This window comes from Pseudomonas sputi (assembly GCF_021603585.1).
GTDB classification, from domain to species: domain Bacteria; phylum Pseudomonadota; class Gammaproteobacteria; order Pseudomonadales; family Pseudomonadaceae; genus Aquipseudomonas; species Aquipseudomonas sputi.
On the sequence record NZ_BQHI01000008.1, the window covers coordinates 39,980 to 62,709 of the forward strand.

Genomic DNA, 22,730 nt, shown 5'->3' on the forward strand with positions numbered 1-22,730 from the left:
CGAAAACACAGGAGTATACGGCCAAATACTGGATGGATGCACACTATCAAGTGAAGGGTTTTTTGCCTTACATGAAGAGAGTTTCATCTGTACGCGTCAAAGCGTCGCGATATACCCCGTCTCTCGATGGGACTGGTAGAATCGCCGCCGGTTCACACGAGGTTTTTCCATGCACGATCCCCACAGCGAACGCATGAGTGGCAGCGAGACCCGCGCGGCGAGCGGTCTGGCCCTGGTGTTCGCCTTCCGTATGCTTGGCATGTTCATGGTGTTGCCGGTACTGGCGACCTACGGCATGGATCTGGCGGGAGCGACCCCGGCCCTGATCGGGCTGGCGATCGGCGCTTACGGCCTGACCCAGGCGATTTTCCAGATTCCGTTCGGGATCATTTCCGACCGCATCGGCCGGCGTCCGGTGATTTACCTGGGGCTGATCGTCTTCGCCCTCGGCAGCGTGCTGGCGGCGCAGGCCGATTCGATCTGGGGCGTGATTGCCGGGCGGATCCTGCAGGGCGCCGGCGCTATTTCCGCGGCGGTCATGGCCTTGCTTTCCGACCTGACCCGCGAACAGCACCGCACCAAAGCCATGGCCATGATCGGCATGACCATCGGCCTGTCGTTCGCCGTGGCCATGGTGGTCGGCCCGCTGCTGACCCGTGCGTTCGGCTTGTCCGGCCTGTTTTTCGCCACCGGCGGCATGGCCCTGGTCGGGATCGTGATCGTGATGTTCATGGTGCCGAAATCCACCGGGCCGCTGAGCCACCGCGAGTCTGGCGTGGCACGCCAGGCGTTGATGCCGACGCTCAAGCACCCGGACCTGCTGCGGCTGGACCTGGGCATTTTTGTGTTACATGCGATGTTGATGTCGAGCTTCGTCGCACTGCCCCTGGCGCTGGTCGAAAAGGCCGGCCTGCCCAAAGAGCAGCACTGGTGGGTCTACCTCACCGCGCTGCTGATTTCTTTCTTCGCCATGATCCCCTTCATTATCTACGGCGAGAAAAAACGCAAAATGAAACGAGTTTTGCTCGGCGCCGTGATGACGCTGATGCTGACTGAGCTATTCTTCTGGCAGTTCGGCGACAGCCTGCGGGCTCTGGTGATCGGGACGGTGGTGTTCTTCACCGCGTTCAATCTGCTGGAAGCATCGCTGCCGTCGCTGATCAGCAAGGTTTCACCGGCAGGTGGCAAGGGCACGGCCATGGGCGTGTACTCCACCAGTCAGTTCCTCGGCTCGGCACTCGGCGGGATTCTCGGCGGCTGGATGTTCCAGCATGGCGGTCTGTCGGTTGTGTTCCTTGGATGTGCCGGGCTGGCTGCACTTTGGCTGGCCTTTGCTGTTACCATGCGCGAACCTCCCTACGTGACGAGCCTGCGCCTGCCGCTATCGCCCGAAGCGATCCGCGAAGCGGGTCTGGTCGAGCGTCTCAAGGCCCTCGTAGGGGTAACTGATGCAGTGATAGTCGCTGATGAAGCGGCGATCTACATCAAACTGGACACCGAATTAATGGATCGCACCACTCTCGAGCGCCTGGTGAACAACCCGGCGCAGACTGCGTGCGAAGCCTAGGAGAACGTTATGGCCCGTGGGGTTAACAAAGTCATTCTGGTCGGTACTTGCGGCCAGGATCCCGAAGTCCGCTACCTGCCCAACGGTAACGCCGTGACCAACCTGAGTCTGGCGACCAGCGAGCAATGGACCGACAAGCAGACCGGTCAGAAGGTCGAGAAGACCGAGTGGCACCGCGTATCGATGTTCGGCAAGGTTGCCGAGATTGCCGGCGAATACCTGCGCAAGGGTTCGCAGGTCTACATCGAAGGCAAGCTGCAGACCCGCGAGTGGGAAAAGGACGGTATCAAGCGTTACACCACCGAGATCGTGGTCGACATGCAAGGCACCATGCAACTGCTGGGCGGCCGTCCACAACAGGGCGACCAGCAAGGCGGTGGCAACAATTATCAGCAGCAGGCGCCACGCCAGCAGGCTCCGCGCCCGCAGCAGTCGGCACCGCAGCAGCGTCCGGCCCCGGCTCCACAGCAGGCCGCACCGCAACCGGCTCCGGATTTCGACAGTTTCGATGACGACATTCCGTTCTGATTCGCTGTTGTATCCGCGCTAAACAAAAAAGGCCCGTCGCTGAACACGACGGGCCTTTTTCATGTGTGCAGGTTTTTCAGTCAAGAATCAGATGCGGCAGAAACCGGCTCGAATCCTTGGTGATCAGGCTGTTGTCTTCGCGCACGCCAATCCCGGCCGCCTGATCGCCGATCACCCATGAGCCGATCAGCGTGTAGCTGTCGTCGAACTTCGGCAAAGGGGCAAATTCCTGCAGGATGAAGGGCGCGTCGGTGTAGGGCCCATCCTCTTTGACAATCAGGCCCTCGGCGGTCTGCAGCTCGATGTTGGCGCCTTCCCGGGAGAAGTATGGCTTGCGTACCCAACCCTTGGGCACCGGGCTGTCCGGGTTCGGATCGAGGTGCGCGGCGAGCAGGTTCGGATGGCCTTTGTGCAGTTCCCAAAGCAACGGCAGGGCGCCCTTGTTGGAGAGGATCGACTTCCACGCCGGTTCGAAAAACTGGGTGTCGCACTCAGCGATCGCCGCGCCGAACGGTTCGTGGAAGATGAACTCCCAGGCGTGCAGCTTGAACAGGTGCGGGATCCAGCGATCCTCAAGATCCACGAAACGACCGTCAGCGCTCAGGCCGATGTCTTCGATGTCGATGTGCCGCGATTCGATGCCGACCTTCTCTGCGATCAGCCGCAGATAATCCGTGGTGCCCTTGTCTTCGACCGAGTCTTTCATCGAGGCGAAGTAAAACGGCCGCGTGAGTTTCAGTTCGGCGAAGGCCTCGTGCAGTCGGGTGTCGATGCTGTTGAACTGGTCGGCATGGCGCGGCAGCAGCCCGCGCTCGATGCACTGCTCCAGCCAGCCCCACTGGAACGCTGCCGCTTCGTAAAGACTGGTGGGCGTGTCGTAGTTGAGTTCGAGCAGCTTCGCCGGGCCGTTGCCGCTGTAGGAGAAGTCCATGCGCCCGTACAGATGCGGATGACCTTCCAGCCAGGACGTTCGGATCATGTCGTAGTACGCCGCCGGAATGCTCAGGCGATCCAGCAGTTCTTCGCTGTGCACGACGCGGTCGACCAGATCCATGCACATCTCGTGCAGCTCGGTGGTCGGGTCCTCCAGATCGGTTTCGATCTGCGCCAGCGTGAACTGGTAATAGGCGCGCTCGTCCCAGTACGGCTCGTCGTCGATGGTGTGAAACAGAAAGCCGAGGCTTTCGGCGGTCTGTTTCCAGTCATGGCGCTCGGCGCAATGGATTTTCTTCATGGTCAGCTGCTCGAACGGCCCCAGCCGCCCCAACCGCTGCGCGCGCTGGACTGGCTGCCGAAGCCGCCACGGGAGGTGGACGAAGCGACGTTGACCGGTTTGCGGTAATCGCTGTCGTAGTCCCGCTGGCTGCGGCTCGGCGCCGATTCGATGCGACGGTTCAGCGTTGAGGTGTCGTAGGTCTGGCGGGTATTGCGCTCACGATAAACCGGCCGCGAGTCGCTTGTGCGGTTGTTGCTCATGGCATTGCCGATCAGCCATCCGGTGAGCCAGCCATTGCCGGCACCGCCTGATGAGTGCGAAGTGCTCGTCTGATTGCTCTGTACGGCCGCAGCGTCGCCAGCGGGCATCTGGGCATTGGCGATTGCATCGAGGTTTTGCGCCGGCTCACCGTCCTGCGGCACCTTGAAACCACCGAGCTTGGGCACGAAACGGCCGGCGGAATTTTTCTGACACCAGTCGGCGGCAAAGTCCGCGTCGCAGGCCGCCTTGTCGTCGTAGGCCGGGGAGATCCGTCGGTGCTCGGCCAGGGCGGCGACGTAGGCGTTCGAGCAGACATCCGGCGCCACTTCGGCATCGACGCATTGCTCAACACTCTGGAAGTTGCGTTGCTGCTCTTGGGCGGCTGCTTCACCGGAAATCGCCAGGGCTACCGAAGCGGCCAGCGACAGTTGAACGTACTTGCTTCGTTTCATCTCAGGCTTCCTGCCGATCAGTAGGACGGGGTCATGCACGCGGCGTTGAGCATGCCGACGCTGATCGCCACCGCCGCCACATAAATGCCCGCAGCGATTTCACCGTTGGCGATGCGCTGGGACGTGCCCTTGAGCACCAGCCCGGTCGCCAGGAACGCCAGCAATTGCACCGCGGCCGCGATCACCGCCCAGAGGACGAAGTCGAGGACGTTGATCGAATGGGCGATCACGTTGCTCGCCGGAATCGCGAAGCCGATGATTGCGCCGGCCAGGGCAATGGCGGCGGCGACGTTGCCGGAACGGATCAGCTCGAATTCCTTGTGCGGTGTGATGCGGGTGTAGACGAATTGAAACAGCATGAACAGCAGCACGGCGCCGATCAGGTACGCGACGAAACCGACCAGCGCGGCTTTGTTCAGGGAAATGGACAACGCTTCCAGCATGGAAAACTTCCTTTTAAATGGTGCTCAAATCGGTGGTGTACAGCGAGATGCCCAGCGAGGTGCTCAGGCTGACGGTGCCTTCTTCATCCTGCTCGACGGAGAACAGCAAGAGTTCGCGGCGATCGGTCAGGCCGGTGTCCCGGGCGTAGAGCATCGAGTGATGGTTGATGGTGTAGGACTCGTCCGGGTTGATCACCTGTTCGGTGAGCGGCACCAGTTCGGTCTGGCCGCGTTCGGTGCCCCATTCTCGGGTGTACTCGACACCTTCATGGCGATAGGTCGGCAGGCCGATCAGGCTGTTCGGCCCGGCCAGGCGCTGCAGTTCGGCGTCACTGTTGACCGTCACATAGCTGACGTAGTTGAACAGCGTCACCGATTCGATCTGGTCGTCGCCGGTGACATGGATCTGTACCCAGAATTCTTCATCGTTCAGGTAGTAGCGATGCAGTTTGTTCGACTGACCGAGGTCGATCCAGCCCGCGCTCCAGATGGCCTGGGCGTCGGGAACCCGCACTGAAGTGCTGCCGTCGAGCAACAGGCCGAGGGTCGTGTCGAAGCGGATCGCCTTGCCCTGCGCCAGTCCGAGGGGGCCGCCGGCAGACCCTGACGCCGGCGCTGCCGACTGCCAGTTGCTGGTGCCGAGCAAATCTTTGAACCATCCCATGGGTACATTCCTTGAAGCGGGTGGAGGTATTCGTTGGCAAAACGCCGCTAGTGTACCGGGCGCGCGGCGAACGAGCAGGCAAAAAAGAAGGGCACCCGGTGCCCTTCTTTACTCCCGCCGCCGTTACGGAGCGGACTTCTGCTTCAGACGCTCGAGGATGGCGTTGGCGCTGCCTTCGTTCGGCGTGATGCCGGCTTCGCGCAGCTTGCGATCCAGGTCGTTGCCGGTCGAAGCATCGGCCAGTTCGTCGGCAGCACTCAGCTCGGCCGCGCGTTGCTGCTGTTTGGCTTGCAGACGGTTCAGGGTACCGACGGCAGTTTCCAGCTTGCCGTTGGCGCCGCCGCTGGCGATCGAGGCGCTGACCTGAGCCTTCTGCACGCTTTCACGGGCCTTGGCCATGTCCACTTGCTGGCGAAGGCTCTTGATCCGCGCTTCGGCCTTGTTGATGTCCTTGCGCATGTTGTCGGCGTAGGTGCCGAACTCGTCGCTCTGCTTTTTCTCGACGTCGAGGTCGTTGGTCAGGGTCGAGATCGCTTCAGCCACTTCCAGCGCCAGGTCTTCACGGCCGGCGTTCAGGGCGGAAACGGCCTTGGCTTCCAGGTCCTTGATCTTGGCTTCGTACTCGCTCACGCGGTCGGCGGAGAGTTTGTGCTTGGCCATGATGGTGACCAGTTCGCGACGGGCGTTGGACAGCGCGCTGTCGGCGTCACGGATTTCCTGATCGAGGATGCGCAGGGCCTGCTGGTCGGCGATCGCTTCGCCGACTTCGTTGGCGCCGCCGCGCAGCGCGGTGAACAACTTGCTCCAGATGGACTGAGTCATTGGATATTCCCTGTTGATTACTTGAAGAAGTGTTCGAAGGCTTCGCTGGCGCGCTGCACGTTATCGACCAGGGTTTTCACCTCGGTCACCACGTTGGTCAGGCTCGAGTCGGCACTCAGTGCACCGAACATGTTGTAGACGGTCTGGCCGTTGGGCATGGTCTCGATGCCGATCGACGACAGCGGGAACATTTCCCGGCTGCGCAGCACGGCGTCGTTGAACGCGCGCACGTCGGTGATCGAATCGATGTCCACCAGCACGGTGTCGACAATGATCTGCTGACCGGCGATGGCGATGTGAATCGGCAGACCGCCGAATTCGTTCATTTCCAGCTTGAGGCTGGGTTCGGAGCTCTGGATCAGAGACAGCGTGATCTCTTGCGAAGCCACCTCGTCCAGCGCCTTGAAAGCGTTGTGGAGGCTCTCGATGTTCCAGTTGTTGCCTGCGCTCATGTAATTCTCCGACATGAAAGAGCCAGCCAGAATCGGTTGGCGTAGCTGTTGCTCCATTTGCTTGAGCAAGCTTCGGTTTTCCGGAAGCACCCAAGTTTCGTGTTTCACATAACCGGCGGCAGCCAGGCCCGCGCGCATCTGCTTCATGTAGAAGCTCGACGGTTTTTTCGCGGACGGTGTCGAGCGCACTCCCTTTGGGCTCTCTGACGGCGTAGCAGGGGAGCGGCTTTTCATGGCGATGACTCCGTTATGAACATCTCACGCGTGAGCCACACTACAACCAAATCAAAATGCCATCAATGGCTCACGCGTGAGATTTTCATGACCCACGAAAAAACGCCCGCAACGAGGCGGGCGCAGGCTTTGTCACTTGTACTTAGCGGATGGCGGAGAGGAACTCATCGGTGGATACCACGCTGGCGTAGGCAAAACCCAGTGCTGACATGAACGCCGCATGCACGTGGGCGGCGGGCACGGTCAGGCCGTTGAATTCCAGGTCGCGGGTGGCGCAGGCATCGTGGATGACCGTGACGGTGTAACCCAGATCGGCCGCCGCACGGGTGATGCCGTCGACGCACATGTGGCTCATGCTGCCGACCACCACCAGCTCCTTGATGCCTTGTTCGTCGAGGATTGATTGCAGTTCGGTTTCGCGGAACGAGTTGACGAAGTGCTTGAGCACCACCGGCTCGTCAGCGCGGTTGAGTACTTTCGGATGCAGTTTCGCGCCTTCGGAGCCCGGGGTGAAAAACGGTGCCTCGGGCGAGGTGAATTCGTGGCGGATGTGCACCACCGAATCGCCGGCCTCGCGGAATGCCGCAATCAGCCGGGCAGCGTTGTCCGCGGCGGCGTCGGCCCCCGCCAGCGGCCACTTGCCTTGGGGGAAGTAGTCGTTCTGGATATCGACTACGATGAGCGCTTGCCTGGCCATGGGTGTGTCCTCGAAGTATGGGTGGGTGTGGGTTCAGTATTGGCGCTGGCCACGTCTTCGAGGATTGGCCGCACCGACAATACACAGGGGAAAACTGACAATGGACGCGAAACCGGCGGTCGTCGAATTGGGTGTGCTGATCTATCCCGGCGCGCAGATGGCGGCGGTGCATGGCCTGACCGACCTGTTCGGGGTCGCCAACCGGATCGCCGCCGAACACCAGACCACGCAATTGCCACTGCTGCGGATCAGCCATTGGCAGGTCGATGGAGATCGGCCACCGTTACGTGTCCATGACACTCATTCAGCTGCCGACAACGGTTTGCTGGCGGTGTTGATCCCGCCATCCATTGCCGGTTTTTCCGCGGCACAGATGCCGGCCGGGCTGCTGCCCTGGCTGCGTGAACAACATGCTCGTGGCGCGACACTTGGCGGGGTCTGTGTCGGCTCGTGGCTGCTGGCGGAGAGCGGGTTGCTCGATGGTCGCAGTGCTACCACGCACTGGACTTCGGCCAAGGCCTTCGCCGAGTGTTACCCGAAGATCAGGCTCAAGGCCGACACGCCGATTGTCGACGACGGTGACCTGATAACGACGGCGGGGCTGATGGCCTGGTCAGAGCTTGGTTTGCGTCTGGTGGACCGATTGCTCGGGCCGAGCATCGCCAGCAGCACCGCGCGGTTTCTGGTGGTGGAACACAGCGACAGCGCCAGTGCCTGCGGAAGCAATTTTGCGCCAATCCTCAATCATGGCGACGGCGCTATTCTCAAGGTTCAACACTGGCTGCAAGGCAATGGCGCGACGGATGTCTCACTGACGGCGATGGCAGAACGCGCGGGGCTCGAGGAACGTACCTTCCTGCGCCGCTTCCGTGCGGCGACCGGCCTGAAACCCACCGAATACTGCCAGCACTTGCGGGTCGGCAAGGCGCGGGAAATGCTCGAGTTCACCAATGGCACCATCGATTTCATCGCGTGGACGGTGGGCTATCAGGATCCGGGAGCGTTTCGCGCCATCTTCAGGAAAATCACCGGGCTGGCGCCGAGTGAATACCGGACGCGATTCGGCGTGAGTCCGCCGACGGCCGTGGTGAAGTAAAACGCACCCGTCGTGCAGAATACCGGAGTCATCGAGCCGGTCGTGCAGATTGAAACAGGCGCGGTGCCAGTACGGTTTTGACAAGTGGCTGATTTTCACCACGTTTCAGGCAAACCCCGGTTGGCCTGATCTCTGCACCCTCTGACCTACATTCAACCCGCCGTTGGAAGGGGGGCGCATGACCCCGAAACCCCGCAGGAAACTGGTCGTCGCCCATTCGGTCCGGCCCGGCGCGCCACAGCATGAAGTGCAGACCAACAAGGCCCTCGCGCGATGGCTGGCGCAGATCCTTGGCCTCAAGTTCGGCGGCAGTTACGACGCTGAAAAACATCGCGGCCGGGATATTTATCTGTTGCCGACCCAGACCCTCGTCGGCGCCGCGGCCCGTGAGTTGGGCGTGAGCGGCCCGGACGATTTATGGGGTGGCTTCGTCGAGCACGACTTCATCTGCACCAAAGCCATCAGCCACGGTTTGCGCAGCCATCAGGCCCAAGCGCCGCAAGGCTGGTCGCCCTTGTTTTCCGAGCGGGTGCGCACCGTGGTGCTGGACGGGCTCAGCGTCTTTGCGCTGGAGGATGCGCGGGCCGCTGCCGAACATCTGTTGTACAGCGGGCCGATCCGTCTCAAGCCGATCCATGCCTGTGCCGGGCGCGGTCAGGAAGTGATCAAGAGCCTCGATGCATTCGACGAAATCCTCGCCCGACCCGAAGCCGGAAAACTGTTCAGCGAGGGTGTGGTGCTGGAGCAGGATTTGAGTGGGGTGGTCACCCACAGCGTCGGTCAGTCGTTCATCGGCGACCGGGTACTGAGTTACTGCGGTGATCAATACTTGACCCAAGACACCCACGGCGAAGCGGTGTATGGCGGTTCGAACCTGCTGGTGGTGCAGGGCGGTTACGAGGATCTGCTGGCGCTGGATCTGCCCGACGACGTGCGTCTGGCCATCCAGCAGGCGCAGGTGTTCGACCGGGCGGCGGACGAAGCCTATCCGCGATTCTATGCCTCGCGGCGCAATTACGACATCGCCCAGGGCCTGGACAGCGAAGGCCGGCCGCGCAGTGGCGTGCTCGAACAGTCCTGGCGAATGGGCGGCGCCAGCAGCGCGGAAGTCGCGGCGCTGCAAAGCTTCGTCAACGACCCCTCGATGCACGCGATCCGCGTGTCGTCGGTGGAAACCTATAGCGATCAGGCGCTGCCGGCGGATGCCATCGAGGTGTATCGCGGGCCTGCCGAAAACAGCGACTTTCTTCTCAAATACGTAACGGTCAAATCCTATGACGGCTAGAAGCGAAAGCATTCAAATCGACATTGATGATGAACAGATGAGCGGGACCTTCCTCAGTCCCAAATCGAAAGTCCCCGGCGTGTTGTTCGTGCACGGCTGGGGTGGCAGTCAGGAGCGGGATCTGGAGCGGGCCAAAGGCATCGCGGGTCTGGGCTGTGTCTGTCTGACGTTCGACCTGCGCGGGCACACCGGCGGTACCGGCATCCCGCTGAGCCGGGTCACCCGCGAAGACAATCTGCGCGATTTGCTGGCGGCCTACGATCGGCTGCTCGCCCACCCGGCGCTGGACACCTCGGCGATTGCGGTGGTGGGCACCAGTTATGGCGGTTACCTCGCCTCGATCCTGACTTCGCTGCGCCCGGTGCGCTGGCTGGCGCTGCGGGTGCCGGCGCTGTACCGCGACGAGCAATGGCACACGCCCAAGCGCGACCTGGACAAGGCTGACCTGCGGGATTATCGCGGCACGCGGGTGCGCGCCGACAGCAACCGCGCCTTGCACGCCTGTTCGAAATTCACCGGCGATGTGCTGCTGGTGCAGTCGGAAACCGATGAATACGTACCCCACGCGACCATCATGAGTTACCGCGCCGCGTGCCAGCAGACCCATTCGCTGACCCACCGTATCATCGACGGCGCCGACCATGCCCTGAGCGATCCGACTTCGCAGCAGGCCTACACCTCGATCCTGGTCGACTGGATCACCGAGATGGTGGTGGGCGAGCGGTTGAGCATCATTCAGTCGCGCTGATCACGACGTGGGTTTCTTCTCGATCCGCAACGCCTTGGCCTTGGCTTCCACCACCAGGTACATCAGCACGGTGATCAGCAGCGGCAGCAGAAAATAGATCGCCCGATACGCCAGCAATCCTGCCACCAGACTGCCGCGCGAAGCCTCGTGTTGCAGCAGTGCCACAAACACCGCTTCCAGTACTCCAAGCCCGGCGGGAATGTGGGTGATGACCCCGGCAATCGCGCTGATCAGCAGAACCCCGAGCACCAGCGGATAGTCGAGCTTGTTCGGCAGCAAGGTGAATATCACCGCCGCCATCAGCGACCAGTTCAATGCCCCCAGCAGCAATTGCAGGACCGCCATGCGCAGCGACGGCAGGTTGATTTCCACCCCGCGAATCGACCACTCGCGACGCCGGGAAAACTGGCAGGCGACCAGATAACCGACACTGACCAACAGCAGCAACACGCCAATGCCCTGCAACGCGCCGCTGCTGATTTTCCAGCCCGGTGGCATGCTCACCAGCCCGCTGGCGAACACCACGCCGGCGATGGTCATGTAGCCGAACCAGTTGGTCGCCAGGCTCAGACCGAGGATCTTGGCGATGTTGCTTTTGCTCACCCCGAGCCGCGAATACAACCGATAACGCATGGCGATCCCGCCGACCCATGCACTGAGGTTGAGGTTGAATGCATAACTGATGACGCCCACCGGCAGGATCTGTTTCCAGGTCAGGTCCTGGCGGATGTAGGTGCGGCCGATCAAATCGAAACTGGCGTACACCAGAAAGCTCAGCAAGGTCAGGCTGGAGGCGATGATCAGCGTGCGCACCTTGAAGTCGGCGAGGGTTTGCAGCACCTCGGCCCATTCGATGCGACTGGCGAACATCGTCAGCAAAACGATCAGCGCGAGAAAGAACAGCAGGGTCAGCGGACGTTTCCAGCGGCTCCAGCGGGACTTGCCCGCAGGTATAGGACGCGCCGCCGCGTGGGCTTCGGAATGGCTCATGAAGGATCGCTCCCGGCGGCTGGGGTAAAGGGTTTGAGCCGTGGCTTGTGCGCCGGCAGCCAGCCGGCCATGGCTGGAAAGTGCCGCAAGAAGTGAAACACCAGAAAACCCACGGTCATGTGCCAGATCCGCCCGCGTGGCGATTTCGCGGCGTCCATCGCCTTGCAGTGGTTGTGGCTGAGGTCTTCGAGGCGCTCGAACAAGTGGCAATTGAAAGCGCGGTCGCGGATCAGCACGTTGGCCTCCAGGTTCAGCGACAGGCTCAGCGGGTCGAGATTGCTCGAGCCGACGGTGCTCCATTCTTCGTCCACCAGCGCCACTTTGCCGTGCAGCGGCCGTTCGCAATATTCGTGGATCTGCACCCCGGCCTTGAGCAGGTAGTCGTAGGTCATGCGCGCGGCGAGTTTGGCCACCAGCATGTCCGGCTGGCCCTGCAGGATCAGCCGCACCTCGACCCCGCGCCGGGCGGCGTTGCGGATCTCACGCAGCAGGCGATAGCCAGGAAAGAAGTAGGCGTTGGCGATCACCACCCGCCGTTGGGCGCGGCGCAGCACCTGCAGATAGACGTCTTCGATATCGGTGTGGTGGCGGTCGTTGTCGCGGAACACCAGACGCACCTGACCGTCGTGATCTTCGAACGCCATCTCGGCACGCCGCTGTCGACGGCGTTGCCACCAGAACCTTGCGCGTCCCGGACGGCCGCTTTGCAGCAGGGCGAAATGATGGATGTCGGCCACCGCCGGGCCCTGAATTTCCACCGAGTAATCCTGCTTCGCTTCGGGGCCGAAATCGGCCAGGTGATCGCCGGAAAAGTTGATGCCGCCGATGAACGCAACCAGCCCGTCGACCACCACAATCTTGCGATGCAAGCGCCGGAACCAGTTGGTGCGAATGCCCAGATGCCTGGGGGCCGGATCGAACATCTGCAGGTGCACGCCGGCATCGCTCAGCGCGGTCAGATAACCGGTGCTCAGTTCGCCGCAACCGAAGCCGTCGAGGCTGACGGTGGTGCGCACGCCACGTCGGGCGGCATCGATCAGAATTTCCTGCAACTCTTTCCCGACCTTGTCTTCGAAGACGATGAACGTCTCCAGCAGGATTTCGCTTTTCGCTGCGCGCATCGCTTCGAACACCCGGGGGAAATACTCCTCGCCGTTTTCCAGCAACTCGACGCGGTTGTTGCCTTGCCAGCGATACTCGACATCGACGGTGCCGGGCTCGCGCACGGGCGGGGTGATGCTGACGGGCTCCACGGCGGTTTTCTCCAGCGGTGCACTGCTCATAGTTCAATCTCCACCGATAGCGGTGCGTGGTCGGAAAGGTGTGACCAGGGGCGGTTCGCCAGCACTTTGGGCTGGCTGGCTTTGAGGTTGCGTACGTAGATCCGGTCCAGGCGCAGCAACGGCAGACGTGCGGGAAAACTGCGCGCTGCCCGGCCGTGATGTGCAGCGAACACCTCACGCAGACCGCAGGGTTCAAGCAAGGCATCGGCGCGCTGGCGCCAGTCGTTGAAATCGCCGGCGACGATCACTGGCGCATCATCAGGCAGTTCGGCCAGGCGCTCTCGCAAAAGGCGCAACTGATCGTTGCGATGGCTTTCGCGCAGGCCCAGATGGACGCAGATCGCATGCAGTTCACGGTCGTCTCCCGGCAGGCGCAGCACGCAGTGCAACAGCCCGCGGTTTTCGTGGCCGCTGATCGAAACGTCGAGATTGTCATGACGCACGATCTGGAATTTCGACAGCACCGCATTGCCATGATCGCCCTCCGGGTACACCGCGTTGCGCCCGTAGGCGAACTGCGGCCAGAGACTGTCGGCGAGAAATTCGTACTGCGGCATCGTCGGCCAATTGTTGTAGCGCTTGGGATGATGTTCGTGGGTGCCGTGGACTTCCTGAAGAAACACCACATCGGCGGACACGCTGCGCACCGCTTCGCGCAGTTCCGGCAGGATGAAACGCCGGTTCAGTGCAGTGAAGCCCTTGTGGGTGTTGACCGTCAGCACGGTGAAACGGCGCAGCGTGGTGACCACTGAGGTCTGCTCGTCGGTGAAGCCGAGCGGCTCGGGGATGCTCATGCGAGTACTCCTTCGGCGGCCGGTTCACCGGGCACGGTTTCGAGGTTTTTATCCAGATCGAAACGCTGCAACAGGCTGCGGGCATCGAAAGGCGCGCGCACTTTGATGTCGTTGTCGAAGTAACAGAAAACCTCGCGGGATTTACGGGCCCGAGGCTTCAGGCGCGGCGCGATCAAATGGGCGTCGCCCGGTTGCCGGCCATGGTGCCAGGCATCAATCCGTTCGGCCCAGCGTTGCAGCGCGGCCCGGGTGTAGCCGCTGGCGTAAAGTTCTTCGGTACCGTGCAGGCGCAGATAGACGAAGTCGCTGGTCAGGTCTTCGCGGTACGGCCATTTCCCGGCGGTGTCGGCGATCACCAGCGCGGTGTTGTAGCGTTTGAGCAGGCGCACGAAACCAGGGTCGATGAAACTGTCGTGGCGGATTTCCACGGCATGGCGCAGCGGTTTTTTACCGTAGGCCTTCAGGCTCGCGTGGCCGTGCAAGTGTGAGTCGTGCTGATGGGCGAGGGCGGCAGCGGCCTGCGTGTCGCGGGGTAACTGGTCGAGAAAGGCTTCGAAACGCTCGGGGTCGAACGTGAAATTGGGCGGGAATTGCCAGAGAACCGGGCCGAGTTTTTCCTTCAGTTCCAATACCCCGGAGGCGAAGAAATTGGCCAGGGGTTTCTCGATCTCGCGCAGACGACGGATGTGGGTGATGAAGCGCGGCGCCTTGATGCTGAACACGAAATCGTCCGGCGTTTCGGCGTACCACCGGGCATAACGTTCAGGCCGCTGCAGGGCGTAGAACGATCCGTTGATTTCGATGCTGTTGACCGCCCGTGAGGCGAATTGCAATTCGCGTTTGTGCGCCAGCCCCTTCGGGTAAAAGTCCCCGCGCCACGGGGCGTAACGCCAGCCTGAAATGCCGATATGAATCGTTGCCATGCCGCCCTCCCGTCGAAAGTCCCCATTCGGCCTCTGTCTGTGGATGACTGCGGACGATTGGGGAAAGTTTCGCCGGGATTACGGACGGTCAGGCTGTGAAGGTTCAGTGGCCGGTGACGACCCGGGCCGAGCCGTCGGCGGGTTCGGCATACACCGGGCCCAGCCGATCGAGGCGTCCGCTCCAGGCGGTCAGGGCCAGCGCCACCAGCACCACCAGGCCGCCGATCCATGCGGTATGGATCAGGCCGATGTGCTCGACGATCAAGCCGCCCCCCCACGCACCGCCGGCAATCCCGAGGTTGAACGCGGCAATGTTCAGGCCCGAGGCCACGTCCACGGCGTGCGGTGTGTGATGTTCAGCCTGACGCACCACATACACCTGCAAGCCCGGCACGTTGCCGAACGCGACTGCGCCCCAGACCAGCACGGTGGCCAGTGCCAGCCACGGGTTGCCGGCGGTGAAAGTGAGTACGAACAGCACGGCGGCGAGCAGGGCGAAGATGATTTTCAGCGCGCTGATCGGCCCGCGCTTGTCCGCCAGCTTGCCGCCCCAGAGGTTGCCGACGGCGACCGACACGCCGTACACCAGCAGCACCAGGCTGACAGTGCTGGCGCTGAAGCCGGAGATGTCCTGAAGGATCGGCGCCAGGAACGTGAAAGCGATGAACGAGCCGCCGTAGCCAATGGCGGTCATGGCATACACCAGCAACAGGCGCGGTTGCTTGAGCACCTGCAATTGCTGCAACAGCGAGGCTGGTTTGCTGTGGGCAATGTTGTTCGGCACATACAGCAGGCTGCCGATGAACGCGATCACGCCGAGTGCCGACACGGCGAGGAAGGTTTCACGCCAGCCGAAATGCTGACCGATGAACGTGCCCAGCGGCACGCCGGTGACCAGCGCCACGGTCAGGCCGGTGAACATGATCGCAATCGCACTGGCGGCTTTTTCCTTGGGCACCAGGCTGGTGGCAATGGTCGAGCCGATGGAGAAGAACACGCCGTGGGCCAGACCGGTGACGATCCGCGCCAGCACCAGCGATTCATAACTCGGTGCCAGCCAGGCCAGCAGGTTGCCGAGGGTGAACAGCACCATCAGCGACAGCAGCAACAGTTTGCGCGGGACCTTGCCGGTGAGCGCGGTCAGCACCGGCGCACCGATGGCTACGCCGAGGGCATACAGACTGACCAGCAGACCGGCGGACGGCAGGCTGACGCCGAGATCGGCGCCGATGGTGGGAAGCAGGCCGACGATGACGAACTCGGTCGTCCCGATGGCGAAAGCGCTGAGGGTCAGCGCGAGCAGGGCAATGGGCATGACAGCACTCCGGTGGGGGATTGAATGGAGCGCAGTGTCGGGGTTTGGTGGGGGTGGAAAAATACAGGGAGGGGCATTTGATATTTGCGTACCGCGCAAATATCCCCCCTAAGGTGATCGTTCCCATGCTCTGCGTGGGAACGATCAAGGAGGGGAGTGGAGCGTGGGAGCGATCAACCGCAAAAGCCGAACTTGCCCGCGATTTACCGATCAGTTCCTTACAGGTTCAACCAAGGGATTTCTGCGTTTTGACCAGGTTCAGGATCGCGATTCTATTGGGGGCATTGCTGTTGTTCGGCGGTCATGCCGTGCAAGCCGCCAGCCTGCCGCTGTTCCTGATCGGCTTTCTCGCCGCATTGAGTGACGCCCTGACCAGCCCGCAGATCGCCCGGCAACTGGGCGGCAACATCACCAGCAGCATCGCGGTGGTCAACGGTCTGCTGGCAGCAGGTTTTGTTGCCCAGGCGCCAGGAAGAGGAGGGCACGGCACCGCAGGCATTGCGAATTGAATAGTCGATTTTGTGGTGGTAATGCAGGCCCCCATCGCGGGCAAGCCCGGTTTACATCAATGCCGAATCAGCTTGCTGCGAACCTGCTCCATGGAAACCTGATCCAGCTCCACCCAGAATTGCTGTTTGCCGGCGACCTCGGCAGCGACCGGCAAGCCGTCGCGATACACCAGCCGATTGCTCGCCAGCGCCGGCACTTTTGCCCCTGGCAACAAGGTCCCCGCGAGGTTCAGCGGGTCGACGCCGCACACCGCGATCAGGCTGCCATCATGGGGGCGACGGCGGACTTCGCGCAGCAGCGGAATTGCCTCGGGCAGGGCGAATTGCTCGCCCGCCAGACCGCTGACAAATCGCCCGCCGCGAATCTCGCCCCGTGCTTCCAGCCGATGGAACGTGCGCAGCAACTCGCGCCAGCTCGGCAGCCAGTCGGCTTCGCGTTCCAGCAGGCGCCAGAACACCACGCCATAGCGGCGCAACAAGGTCATGGCGATGTGTTCGAGGGTTTCGGGCGAGGCCATTTGACGGTTTTCCACCATCGGCCCGCGACGCAGTAACGCCCAGCGCCCGGCATCGTCCATGCCTGCGACAAATGCCCCGCGTCCGCGTCGACTGCTGCGCTGCTGGCGCTTGCTCGCCGGGGTGATCAGCGCGCGCAGTCCGGCAAAGCTGTCGGCATTCACCAGCCCGGCGCCGACCAGTTCCTGCAAGGCGATTTCCAGCTCGGTGCGCAGCAGGTGTGCTTCATGAATCAGCTCATCGAAAAACAATGCACCGTGCTGGCTCAGCGTGTCGAAAACCTTGCGGGTTTTGGGCGACAGGTCATTGACCGACGTCTGCTCGGCCAGCGCGCTCCACAAGCCGACCTGAGTGCGCGGCAGCAACACGATCGGTGTGCTGCGCAATGCCGTGCCGCCGATGTTTTGCCGGGCGCTGAGGCGCGTCCATACCAGTTTGCCGCTGCGGCACAGGTCATCCAGCCAGCTCGGTGAATAATCCTTGAGCCGCGCGGGAAGAATGTCGCTGTCCCATGCCGAAGCGGCAGCCGGATAGCCTTCGAACTGAGCGACAATCGCCGGTAACGCGGCGCTGCCCTGACCACGGTTGGAAGGGGACACGTGCTGCCAGTCGAACAGAAACCGCATGAAATCCTGCAACGCCACCGGCTCGATTTCCCGGCGCAGACGCTTGAGCGTGTAGCGGTGAATTCGCGCCAGCAGATGGCGTTCACACCATTGCTCAACGGTCGATCCCGGCGTGAACTGACCCCGCAGTACATAACCCTCGCGCTCCAGATGAGCGAGGGCTTGATGGACAGCGGTCGGCATCAGGGCCAGCGGTTCGGCAATCGCCGCCAGCGGTAGCGGGCCGAATGCGCCGAGTCGCGCGCGGATCACCTCAATCAGTGCGTCATCGGCCGTCCATGCTTCGTCGAACCCGGGCAACGGGGGCAGTACCGAATGCGCCTGTGGATAAAGCGCTTGCAGACAGTTCAGGCGTTCTCTTGCCAGCCACAGTGAATGCTCGGGATCGATCTGCAATCGGCAGGCTCGCCCGGTTTCGGCCAAGGCACCCAGCCACTCGCGCCAATGTGGATTGGCCTCGACTTCGCCGTCGTTGATGCAGGCCAGGCTCATCAGCGCTTCGTGCATTTCGTCGGCGCTGTTCGGCGTCGGCCAGGCTTCTTCGCGCACGGCGTCGATCGCATCGGCGTCCAGCGCGCCGAGGTCGTCGGTGGATTGCGGATCGCTCCAGCGGCGGTTGAGCACGGCCTGGGTGCGACGCTCTTCCAGCGGCGCATCGTCGAGAAAGGTGTAAGGGCGGGCGCTGAGGATTTCCGCCGCCAGCGGCGAGGGCGCCGGCAGGTCGCGGGCGATCAGGCGCACTTCGCCGCGCTCTATGCGCCGCAGCAGTTCGAGCCAGCCTTCGCTGTCCATCGCTTCGTGCAGGCAATCGTCGAGGGTCTGCTCCACCAGCGGATGCTCGGGAATTTCCCGTTCGCCGGCGAGGTTTTCCAGGCAGGCGATCTGATCGGGAAACACACTGGCGATCAGGTCTTCGCTTTTCATCCGCTGCAATTGCGGCGCGACCTTGCGCCCGCCGCTGTAGCGCGGCAGGGCCAGCGCCACGCCGGCATTCCAGCGCCAGCGCACACCGAACAGCGGCGCATCCAGCACCGCTTGAATCAGGATGTGCTCGGCGCTGTTGCTGTGCAGGTAACGCCAGACATCGTCGAGTTCGAAACTGTGGCTGGTGGACAGCGACAGCACGATCGCGTCTTCGCTGGCGGCGGCCTGCAATTCGAAGTTGAAGGTGCGGCAGAACCGCTTGCGCAGGGCCAGGCCCCAGGCGCGGTTGATGCGACTGCCGAACGGCGAATGAATAATCAGTTGGGTACCGCCGGACGCGTCGAAAAACCGCTCCATCAGCAGCGTGTCCCGGGATGGCAAGGCACCGAGGGCGAGGCGGGCGCGGGCCAGGTAATCCACCAGTTGCTCGGCGCTGGCCAGGTTCAGGCCGAGGGTATCGGTCAGCCAGGCAAGGGCCGGTTGCAGGTTGCCGGGGCTGGCGCTGAGCCGTTGATCCAGCTGCGCGTGCAGGCGCGCCACGGCCGCCGACAGCTCGTCGCTGCGCCCCGGTGCCTCGCCGAGCCAGAACGGAATGGTCGGCGGCTGGCCTTGAGCGTCCTCGACCCGCACCTTGCCGGTGTCCACCCGCAGGATGCGATAGGAGGCGTTGCCGAGTTGGAACACATCGCCAGCGATGCTTTCCACAGCGAAATCTTCGTTGACGCTGCCGATGTTCAGGCCCTGGGGTTCGAGCAATACGCTGTAGTCGGCGTTGTCGGGGATGGTGCCGCCGCTGGTGACTGCCGTCAGCCTTGCACCGCGTCGTCCGCGCAGGGTTCGGCTGACGGCGTCGCGGTGCAGATAAGCGCTGCGGATGCCCTGACGGCCGTTGTAGCCCTCGGCGAGCATGCCCAGCAGCGCCTGATAATGTTGTTCGTCGAGGCGGGCGTAGGGCTCGGCCCGGCGCAGCAGCGCGAGCAAATCGTCTTCGGCCCATTCCTGGCAACTGACCTCGGCGATGATCTGCTGCGCCAGCACATCCAGCGGCGCTTCGGGGATGTGCAGGGTATCGAGTTCACCCCGGCGCACACAGTCGAGCAGGGCGGCGCACTCGATCAAATCGTCGCGGGTGGTGGCGAACAGGCGTCCCTTGGGCGTGCCACCGACCTGGTGTCCGGAACGGCCGACCCGTTGCAGAAAACCGGCAATCGAACGCGGCGAAGCGATCTGACAAACGAGGTCGACTTCGCCGATATCGATGCCCAGCTCCAGCGAGGCGGTGGCGATCAGCACTTGCAGCTCGCCGCGCTTGAGCCGTTGTTCGGCGACGAGACGAAACTCTTTGGCCAGACTGCCGTGGTGCGCGGCCACGGCATGTTTGCCCAGGCGTTCACTGAGGTGTCGGCTCAAGCGTTCGGCCAGACGTCGGGTGTTGACGAAAATCAGCGTGGTGCGGTGTTCACGAGCCAGTGTGGCGAGGCGGTCATAAACCAGTTCCCAGACGTCATTGGCCATCACGGCCGACAACGGCACCGGCGGCACTTCGATGTCCAGATCCCGTGGGCGCGCGTGGCCGATATCGATGATGTCGCACGGGCGGTCATGGCCCACCAGAAACCGCGCGACCGCCTCGATCGGTTTTTGCGTGGCCGACAGGCCGATGCGCGTCAGTGGTTCAGGACACAGTGCTTGCAAACGTTCGAGACTCAGTGCCAGGTGACTGCCGCGTTTGCCGGCGGCGATGGCGTGGATCTCGTCGACGATCACCGTGCGCGTGGTGCCGAGCATTTTGCGGCCGGACTCGGAGCCGAGCAGCACGTAGAGCGACTCCGGGGTGGTCACCAGAATGTGCGGCGCGCTCTTGCGCATGGCGGCGCGGTCTTTCTGCGGGGTGTCGCCGGTGCGCACGGCGGTGGTGATTTCCAGCGCCGGCAGATCCATTTGGCGCAACTGGTCGGTAATTCCGGCCAGCGGGTTCTGCAGGTTGATGCGGATGTCGTTGGACAGCGCCTTGAGCGGCGAAATGTAGACCACCAGCGTCTCGTCCGGCAGGCCGTCCGGGGTTTCCAGGCCACGGTGGACCAGCTCGTCGAGCACGGCGAGGAACGCGGTAAGGGTCTTGCCGGAACCGGTGGGCGCGGCGATCAGCGTCGAGCGGCGCTGGCGGATCAACGGCCATGCGCGGGCCTGGGCGGCCGTCACCGTCGGGAAGGTACTGCTGAACCAGGCGCTGACGGCGGGGTGAAAGCCTGCCAGGGCCGCGTCCTTGGGGAGGGGCAGATTCATGGCTTCAGTTATGCGGGTGCGCAGGCGAAGTTGCAAGTACCGCTCGGGATCTACACTTTACGGGTGACGGTTGCGCACTAAACCCGCAAAATGCAACGATTCCGGCAATTATCGACGGCGGTGCCACAAGCATCGTCGCCAAAGCCATCGTTCCAATCAGACTGGGCCTGCTGACTCTATGCGAATGCGCCTTATGTTACTGGGCGGCGGAAATGCCCTTGGGCAGGCGCTGATTCGCCTCGGTGCAGAGGAAGACATCGGTTTCCTCGCCCCCCGCCCGCCCGAAGACGGCTGGGATGCCGCGAGCCTGACCCAATTGCTCGACGACACCCGTCCCGATGCATTGATCAACCTTGCCTACTATTTCGACTGGTTCCAGGCCGAGGCCGTCAGCGAAAGCCGTCTGGCCGGGCAGGAACGCGCGATCGAGCGCCTGGCCGAACTGTGCCAGCACCACAACATCGTGCTGGTGCAGCCGTCCAGTTATCGGGTGTTCGACGGTTCCCGCGCCACCGCCTACAGCGAAAAGGACGAACCGGTGCCGTTGGGGCTGCGCGGTCAAGCCTTGTGGCGGATCGAGCAGAGCGTCCGCGCCACTTGCCCTCAACATGTGTTGCTGCGCTTCGGCTGGCTGCTTGACGACAGCGCGGAAGGCATCCTCGGGCGCTTCCTGGCCCGTGCCGAACAGCCGGAAGAATTGCTGCTGGCCGATGACCGCCGTGGCAATCCGACCCCGGTCGACGATGCGGCACGGGTGATCATTTCGGTGCTCAAACAACTCGATTGCGCCGCGCCGCTGTGGGGCACTTACCACTACGCCGGCCATGAGGCGACTACGCCGCTGGCGCTGGGACAGGCGATTCTTTCGGAAGCGCGCAGCCTGCACCCGCTGGCCATCGAAGCCCCGACCGCCCAGGCCCACGCCGCGCGGCCGGATGCCGCCGAAGAGCCGCAACACGCGGTACTCGCCTGCAAGAAAATTCTGCACACTTTCGGGATCAAGCCGCGCGCCTGGCGTGCCGCGCTCCCGGGCTTACTGGATAGGTTTTATCGTCATGGCTGAAGGCCCTGTTCTCATCACCGGCGGCGCCGGTTTCATCGGCTCGCACCTGACTGACGCGCTGCTTGCCCAGGGCCATTCGGTGCGGATCCTCGATGATCTGTCGACCGGCAAGCGCAGCAACCTGCCGCTGGATAATCCCAAGGTGGAGTTGATCGTCGGCGATGTGGCCGATGCCGCTCTGGTCGCCCGTGCGATGCAAGGTTGCAGCGCGGTCGCGCACCTCGCGGCCGTCGCCTCGGTGCAGGCGTCGGTGGACGATCCGGTGAAAACCCACCAGAGCAATTTCATCGGCACGCTGAACGTTTGCGAAGCCATGCGCGAGGCCGGCGTCAAACGTGTGCTGTACGCCTCCAGCGCAGCCGTCTACGGCAACAATGGCGAAGGCGAGTCGATTGACGAAGACACGCCCAAGGCACCGCTGACGCCTTATGCGTCGGACAAGCTGGCCGGCGAGCAGTACTTCGATTTCTACCGCCGCCAGCACGGTCTGGAACCGGCGATCTTCAGGTTCTTCAACATCTTCGGCCCGCGCCAGGATCCGTCCTCGCCGTATTCCGGGGTGATCAGCATCTTCAGCGAGCGCGCGCAGAAAGGCTTGCCGATCACCGTGTTCGGCGATGGCGAACAGACCCGGGATTTCATGTACGTCGAAGACCTGGTCGATGTGCTGGTGCAGGCGATCGAAAAGCCGCAAGTGGATATCGGTGCAGTGAACGTCGGCTGGAATCAGGCGACCAACCTGAAGCAGATGCTGGCCGCGCTCGAAGCGGTGGTCGGCGAGTTGCCGCCCGTCAGCTACGGCCCGGCGCGCTCCGGTGACATCCGTCATTCGCGGGCGAACAACAGCCGGTTGCTGGCGCGATTCAAGTGCCCGACGCCAACGCCGATGAGCGTCGGCCTGGCCCGATTGCTCGGCCGCTGAGTTTCTCGCAGGCATGAAAAAGGCGCCTTTTGACAGGCGCCTTTTTCACGGCCGGAAATCGGGTTTCAAAAACATTTCCTGCAGCGAGGGAGCTTGCTCCCCGGTCGATGGCGT

Annotated in this window: 20 protein-coding genes and 1 pseudogene; 8 read left to right on the forward strand and 13 right to left on the reverse strand. The window is 62.8% G+C overall.

Annotated features, from left to right (window positions below; translation table 11 throughout):
• Nucleotides 1-169 precede the first annotated feature (169 nt).
• Both L6D81_RS13720 and L6D81_RS13725 read left to right on the forward strand, forming a co-directional pair.
• Nucleotides 170-1,567: an MFS transporter gene (locus tag L6D81_RS13720; RefSeq protein ID WP_236180134.1), complete on the forward strand. Its 1,398-nt coding sequence runs from the start codon at nt 170-172 to the stop codon at nt 1,565-1,567.
• Nucleotides 1,568-1,576: 9 nt separating this feature from the next.
• The gene (locus L6D81_RS13725) at nt 1,577-2,095 is read left to right on the forward strand and encodes a single-stranded DNA-binding protein (protein ID WP_007966163.1); all 519 of its coding nucleotides are present in this window, start codon (nt 1,577-1,579) and stop codon (nt 2,093-2,095) included.
• Between the two features lie 76 nt (nt 2,096-2,171).
• Here L6D81_RS13725 and L6D81_RS13730 read toward each other — a convergent pair whose 3' ends face one another.
• The 7 genes from L6D81_RS13730 to L6D81_RS13760 form a co-directional block, all read right to left on the reverse strand.
• Complete coding sequence (locus L6D81_RS13730) at nt 2,172-3,329, reverse strand: glutathionylspermidine synthase family protein (RefSeq protein WP_236180136.1); 1,158 nt, start codon at nt 3,327-3,329, stop codon at nt 2,172-2,174.
• Nucleotides 3,330-3,331: 2 nt separating this feature from the next.
• Nucleotides 3,332-4,024 carry a DUF1190 domain-containing protein gene (locus L6D81_RS13735; RefSeq protein ID WP_236180138.1) on the reverse strand — a complete coding sequence of 231 codons (693 nt, stop codon included), beginning with the start codon at nt 4,022-4,024 and terminating at the stop codon, nt 3,332-3,334.
• 17 nt (nt 4,025-4,041) lie between these two features.
• Nucleotides 4,042-4,467: a DUF350 domain-containing protein gene (locus tag L6D81_RS13740; protein WP_236180140.1), complete on the reverse strand. Its 426-nt coding sequence runs from the start codon at nt 4,465-4,467 to the stop codon at nt 4,042-4,044.
• A gap of 13 nt (nt 4,468-4,480) precedes the next feature.
• On the reverse strand, nt 4,481-5,131 hold the full coding sequence (locus L6D81_RS13745; RefSeq protein ID WP_085654911.1) for a DUF2491 family protein: 651 nt from the start codon (nt 5,129-5,131) through the stop codon (nt 4,481-4,483).
• Nucleotides 5,132-5,254: 123 nt separating this feature from the next.
• Complete coding sequence (locus L6D81_RS13750) at nt 5,255-5,953, reverse strand: PspA/IM30 family protein (RefSeq protein WP_236180142.1); 699 nt, start codon at nt 5,951-5,953, stop codon at nt 5,255-5,257.
• 17 nt (nt 5,954-5,970) lie between these two features.
• The gene (locus L6D81_RS13755) at nt 5,971-6,639 is read right to left on the reverse strand and encodes a YjfI family protein (protein WP_236180143.1); all 669 of its coding nucleotides are present in this window, start codon (nt 6,637-6,639) and stop codon (nt 5,971-5,973) included.
• A 142-nt stretch (nt 6,640-6,781) separates the two neighbouring features.
• Nucleotides 6,782-7,336, reverse strand: coding sequence for a cysteine hydrolase family protein (locus tag L6D81_RS13760; protein ID WP_236180145.1), 555 nt, complete (start codon nt 7,334-7,336; stop codon nt 6,782-6,784).
• Between the two features lie 100 nt (nt 7,337-7,436).
• On the opposite strand from L6D81_RS13760, the gene L6D81_RS13765 reads away from it, so the two are divergent.
• The 3 genes from L6D81_RS13765 (at nt 7,437) to L6D81_RS13775 (ending at nt 10,465) form a co-directional block, all read left to right on the forward strand.
• Nucleotides 7,437-8,432 (forward strand): GlxA family transcriptional regulator, encoded by a 996-nt coding sequence (locus L6D81_RS13765; RefSeq protein WP_236180147.1) that lies wholly within the window; start codon nt 7,437-7,439, stop codon nt 8,430-8,432.
• Nucleotides 8,433-8,610: 178 nt separating this feature from the next.
• Complete coding sequence (locus L6D81_RS13770; protein ID WP_236180148.1) at nt 8,611-9,717, forward strand: DUF3182 family protein; 1,107 nt, start codon at nt 8,611-8,613, stop codon at nt 9,715-9,717.
• A complete protein-coding gene (locus L6D81_RS13775; protein ID WP_236180150.1) occupies nt 9,707-10,465 on the forward strand; it encodes an alpha/beta hydrolase family protein in 759 nt (252 codons plus the stop codon). The genes L6D81_RS13770 and L6D81_RS13775 overlap by 11 nt, the downstream gene beginning before the upstream one ends.
• On the opposite strand, the gene L6D81_RS13780 is transcribed toward L6D81_RS13775, so the two are convergent.
• The 5 genes from L6D81_RS13780 to L6D81_RS13800 all read right to left on the reverse strand — a co-directional run bounded on the left by L6D81_RS13780 (nt 10,466) and on the right by L6D81_RS13800 (nt 15,770).
• Nucleotides 10,466-11,455 (reverse strand): lysylphosphatidylglycerol synthase domain-containing protein, encoded by a 990-nt coding sequence (locus L6D81_RS13780; protein ID WP_236180152.1) that lies wholly within the window; start codon nt 11,453-11,455, stop codon nt 10,466-10,468. It lies immediately after the preceding gene.
• Nucleotides 11,452-12,738 carry a cardiolipin synthase ClsB gene (gene clsB / locus L6D81_RS13785; protein WP_236180154.1) on the reverse strand — a complete coding sequence of 429 codons (1,287 nt, stop codon included), beginning with the start codon at nt 12,736-12,738 and terminating at the stop codon, nt 11,452-11,454. The genes L6D81_RS13780 and clsB overlap by 4 nt, the downstream gene beginning before the upstream one ends.
• Complete coding sequence (locus L6D81_RS13790) at nt 12,735-13,532, reverse strand: endonuclease/exonuclease/phosphatase family protein (RefSeq protein ID WP_236180156.1); 798 nt, start codon at nt 13,530-13,532, stop codon at nt 12,735-12,737. The genes clsB and L6D81_RS13790 overlap by 4 nt, the downstream gene beginning before the upstream one ends.
• A complete protein-coding gene (locus L6D81_RS13795) occupies nt 13,529-14,455 on the reverse strand; it encodes a DUF72 domain-containing protein (RefSeq protein ID WP_236180158.1) in 927 nt (308 codons plus the stop codon). The genes L6D81_RS13790 and L6D81_RS13795 overlap by 4 nt, the downstream gene beginning before the upstream one ends.
• A 103-nt stretch (nt 14,456-14,558) precedes the next feature.
• Nucleotides 14,559-15,770, reverse strand: a complete 1,212-nt coding sequence (locus L6D81_RS13800) for an MFS transporter (protein ID WP_236180160.1) — start codon at nt 15,768-15,770, stop codon at nt 14,559-14,561.
• A 257-nt stretch (nt 15,771-16,027) separates the two neighbouring features.
• Between L6D81_RS13800 and L6D81_RS13805 the strand changes: the two are divergent.
• Nucleotides 16,028-16,219 (forward strand): annotated as a pseudogene (locus tag L6D81_RS13805) (hypothetical protein); the annotation flags it as partial.
• A gap of 116 nt (nt 16,220-16,335) precedes the next feature.
• Here L6D81_RS13805 and L6D81_RS13810 read toward each other — a convergent pair.
• Nucleotides 16,336-20,631 carry a DEAD/DEAH box helicase gene (locus L6D81_RS13810; RefSeq protein ID WP_236180162.1) on the reverse strand — a complete coding sequence of 1,432 codons (4,296 nt, stop codon included), beginning with the start codon at nt 20,629-20,631 and terminating at the stop codon, nt 16,336-16,338.
• A 178-nt stretch (nt 20,632-20,809) separates the two neighbouring features.
• Here L6D81_RS13810 and L6D81_RS13815 point away from each other — a divergent pair, with 178 nt between their 5' ends.
• On the forward strand, nt 20,810-21,694 hold the full coding sequence (locus L6D81_RS13815) for a sugar nucleotide-binding protein (RefSeq protein WP_236180164.1): 885 nt from the start codon (nt 20,810-20,812) through the stop codon (nt 21,692-21,694).
• Nucleotides 21,687-22,616 (forward strand): NAD-dependent epimerase/dehydratase family protein, encoded by a 930-nt coding sequence (locus tag L6D81_RS13820; RefSeq protein WP_236180166.1) that lies wholly within the window; start codon nt 21,687-21,689, stop codon nt 22,614-22,616. The genes L6D81_RS13815 and L6D81_RS13820 overlap by 8 nt, the downstream gene beginning before the upstream one ends.
• Nucleotides 22,617-22,730: the final 114 nt, after the last annotated feature.

Bases quoted from the DNA above. Each gene is read 5' to 3' on its own strand.
- L6D81_RS13720 (WP_236180134.1), top strand. From the start codon at position 170: ATGCACGATCCCCACAGCGAACGCATGAGTGGCAGCGAGACCCGCGCG.
- L6D81_RS13725 (WP_007966163.1), top strand. From the start codon at position 1,577: ATGGCCCGTGGGGTTAACAAAGTCATTCTGGTCGGTACTTGCGGCCAG.
- L6D81_RS13730 (WP_236180136.1), bottom strand. From the start codon at position 3,329: ATGAAGAAAATCCATTGCGCCGAGCGCCATGACTGGAAACAGACCGCC.
- L6D81_RS13735 (WP_236180138.1), bottom strand. From the start codon at position 4,024: ATGAAACGAAGCAAGTACGTTCAACTGTCGCTGGCCGCTTCGGTAGCC.
- L6D81_RS13740 (WP_236180140.1), bottom strand. From the start codon at position 4,467: ATGCTGGAAGCGTTGTCCATTTCCCTGAACAAAGCCGCGCTGGTCGGT.
- L6D81_RS13745 (WP_085654911.1), bottom strand. From the start codon at position 5,131: ATGGGATGGTTCAAAGATTTGCTCGGCACCAGCAACTGGCAGTCGGCA.
- L6D81_RS13750 (WP_236180142.1), bottom strand. From the start codon at position 5,953: ATGACTCAGTCCATCTGGAGCAAGTTGTTCACCGCGCTGCGCGGCGGC.
- L6D81_RS13755 (WP_236180143.1), bottom strand. From the start codon at position 6,639: ATGAAAAGCCGCTCCCCTGCTACGCCGTCAGAGAGCCCAAAGGGAGTG.
- L6D81_RS13760 (WP_236180145.1), bottom strand. From the start codon at position 7,336: ATGGCCAGGCAAGCGCTCATCGTAGTCGATATCCAGAACGACTACTTC.
- L6D81_RS13765 (WP_236180147.1), top strand. From the start codon at position 7,437: ATGGACGCGAAACCGGCGGTCGTCGAATTGGGTGTGCTGATCTATCCC.
- L6D81_RS13770 (WP_236180148.1), top strand. From the start codon at position 8,611: ATGACCCCGAAACCCCGCAGGAAACTGGTCGTCGCCCATTCGGTCCGG.
- L6D81_RS13775 (WP_236180150.1), top strand. From the start codon at position 9,707: ATGACGGCTAGAAGCGAAAGCATTCAAATCGACATTGATGATGAACAG.
- L6D81_RS13780 (WP_236180152.1), bottom strand. From the start codon at position 11,455: ATGAGCCATTCCGAAGCCCACGCGGCGGCGCGTCCTATACCTGCGGGC.
- clsB (WP_236180154.1), bottom strand. From the start codon at position 12,738: ATGAGCAGTGCACCGCTGGAGAAAACCGCCGTGGAGCCCGTCAGCATC.
- L6D81_RS13790 (WP_236180156.1), bottom strand. From the start codon at position 13,532: ATGAGCATCCCCGAGCCGCTCGGCTTCACCGACGAGCAGACCTCAGTG.
- L6D81_RS13795 (WP_236180158.1), bottom strand. From the start codon at position 14,455: ATGGCAACGATTCATATCGGCATTTCAGGCTGGCGTTACGCCCCGTGG.
- L6D81_RS13800 (WP_236180160.1), bottom strand. From the start codon at position 15,770: ATGCCCATTGCCCTGCTCGCGCTGACCCTCAGCGCTTTCGCCATCGGG.
- L6D81_RS13810 (WP_236180162.1), bottom strand. From the start codon at position 20,631: ATGAATCTGCCCCTCCCCAAGGACGCGGCCCTGGCAGGCTTTCACCCC.
- L6D81_RS13815 (WP_236180164.1), top strand. From the start codon at position 20,810: ATGCGAATGCGCCTTATGTTACTGGGCGGCGGAAATGCCCTTGGGCAG.
- L6D81_RS13820 (WP_236180166.1), top strand. From the start codon at position 21,687: ATGGCTGAAGGCCCTGTTCTCATCACCGGCGGCGCCGGTTTCATCGGC.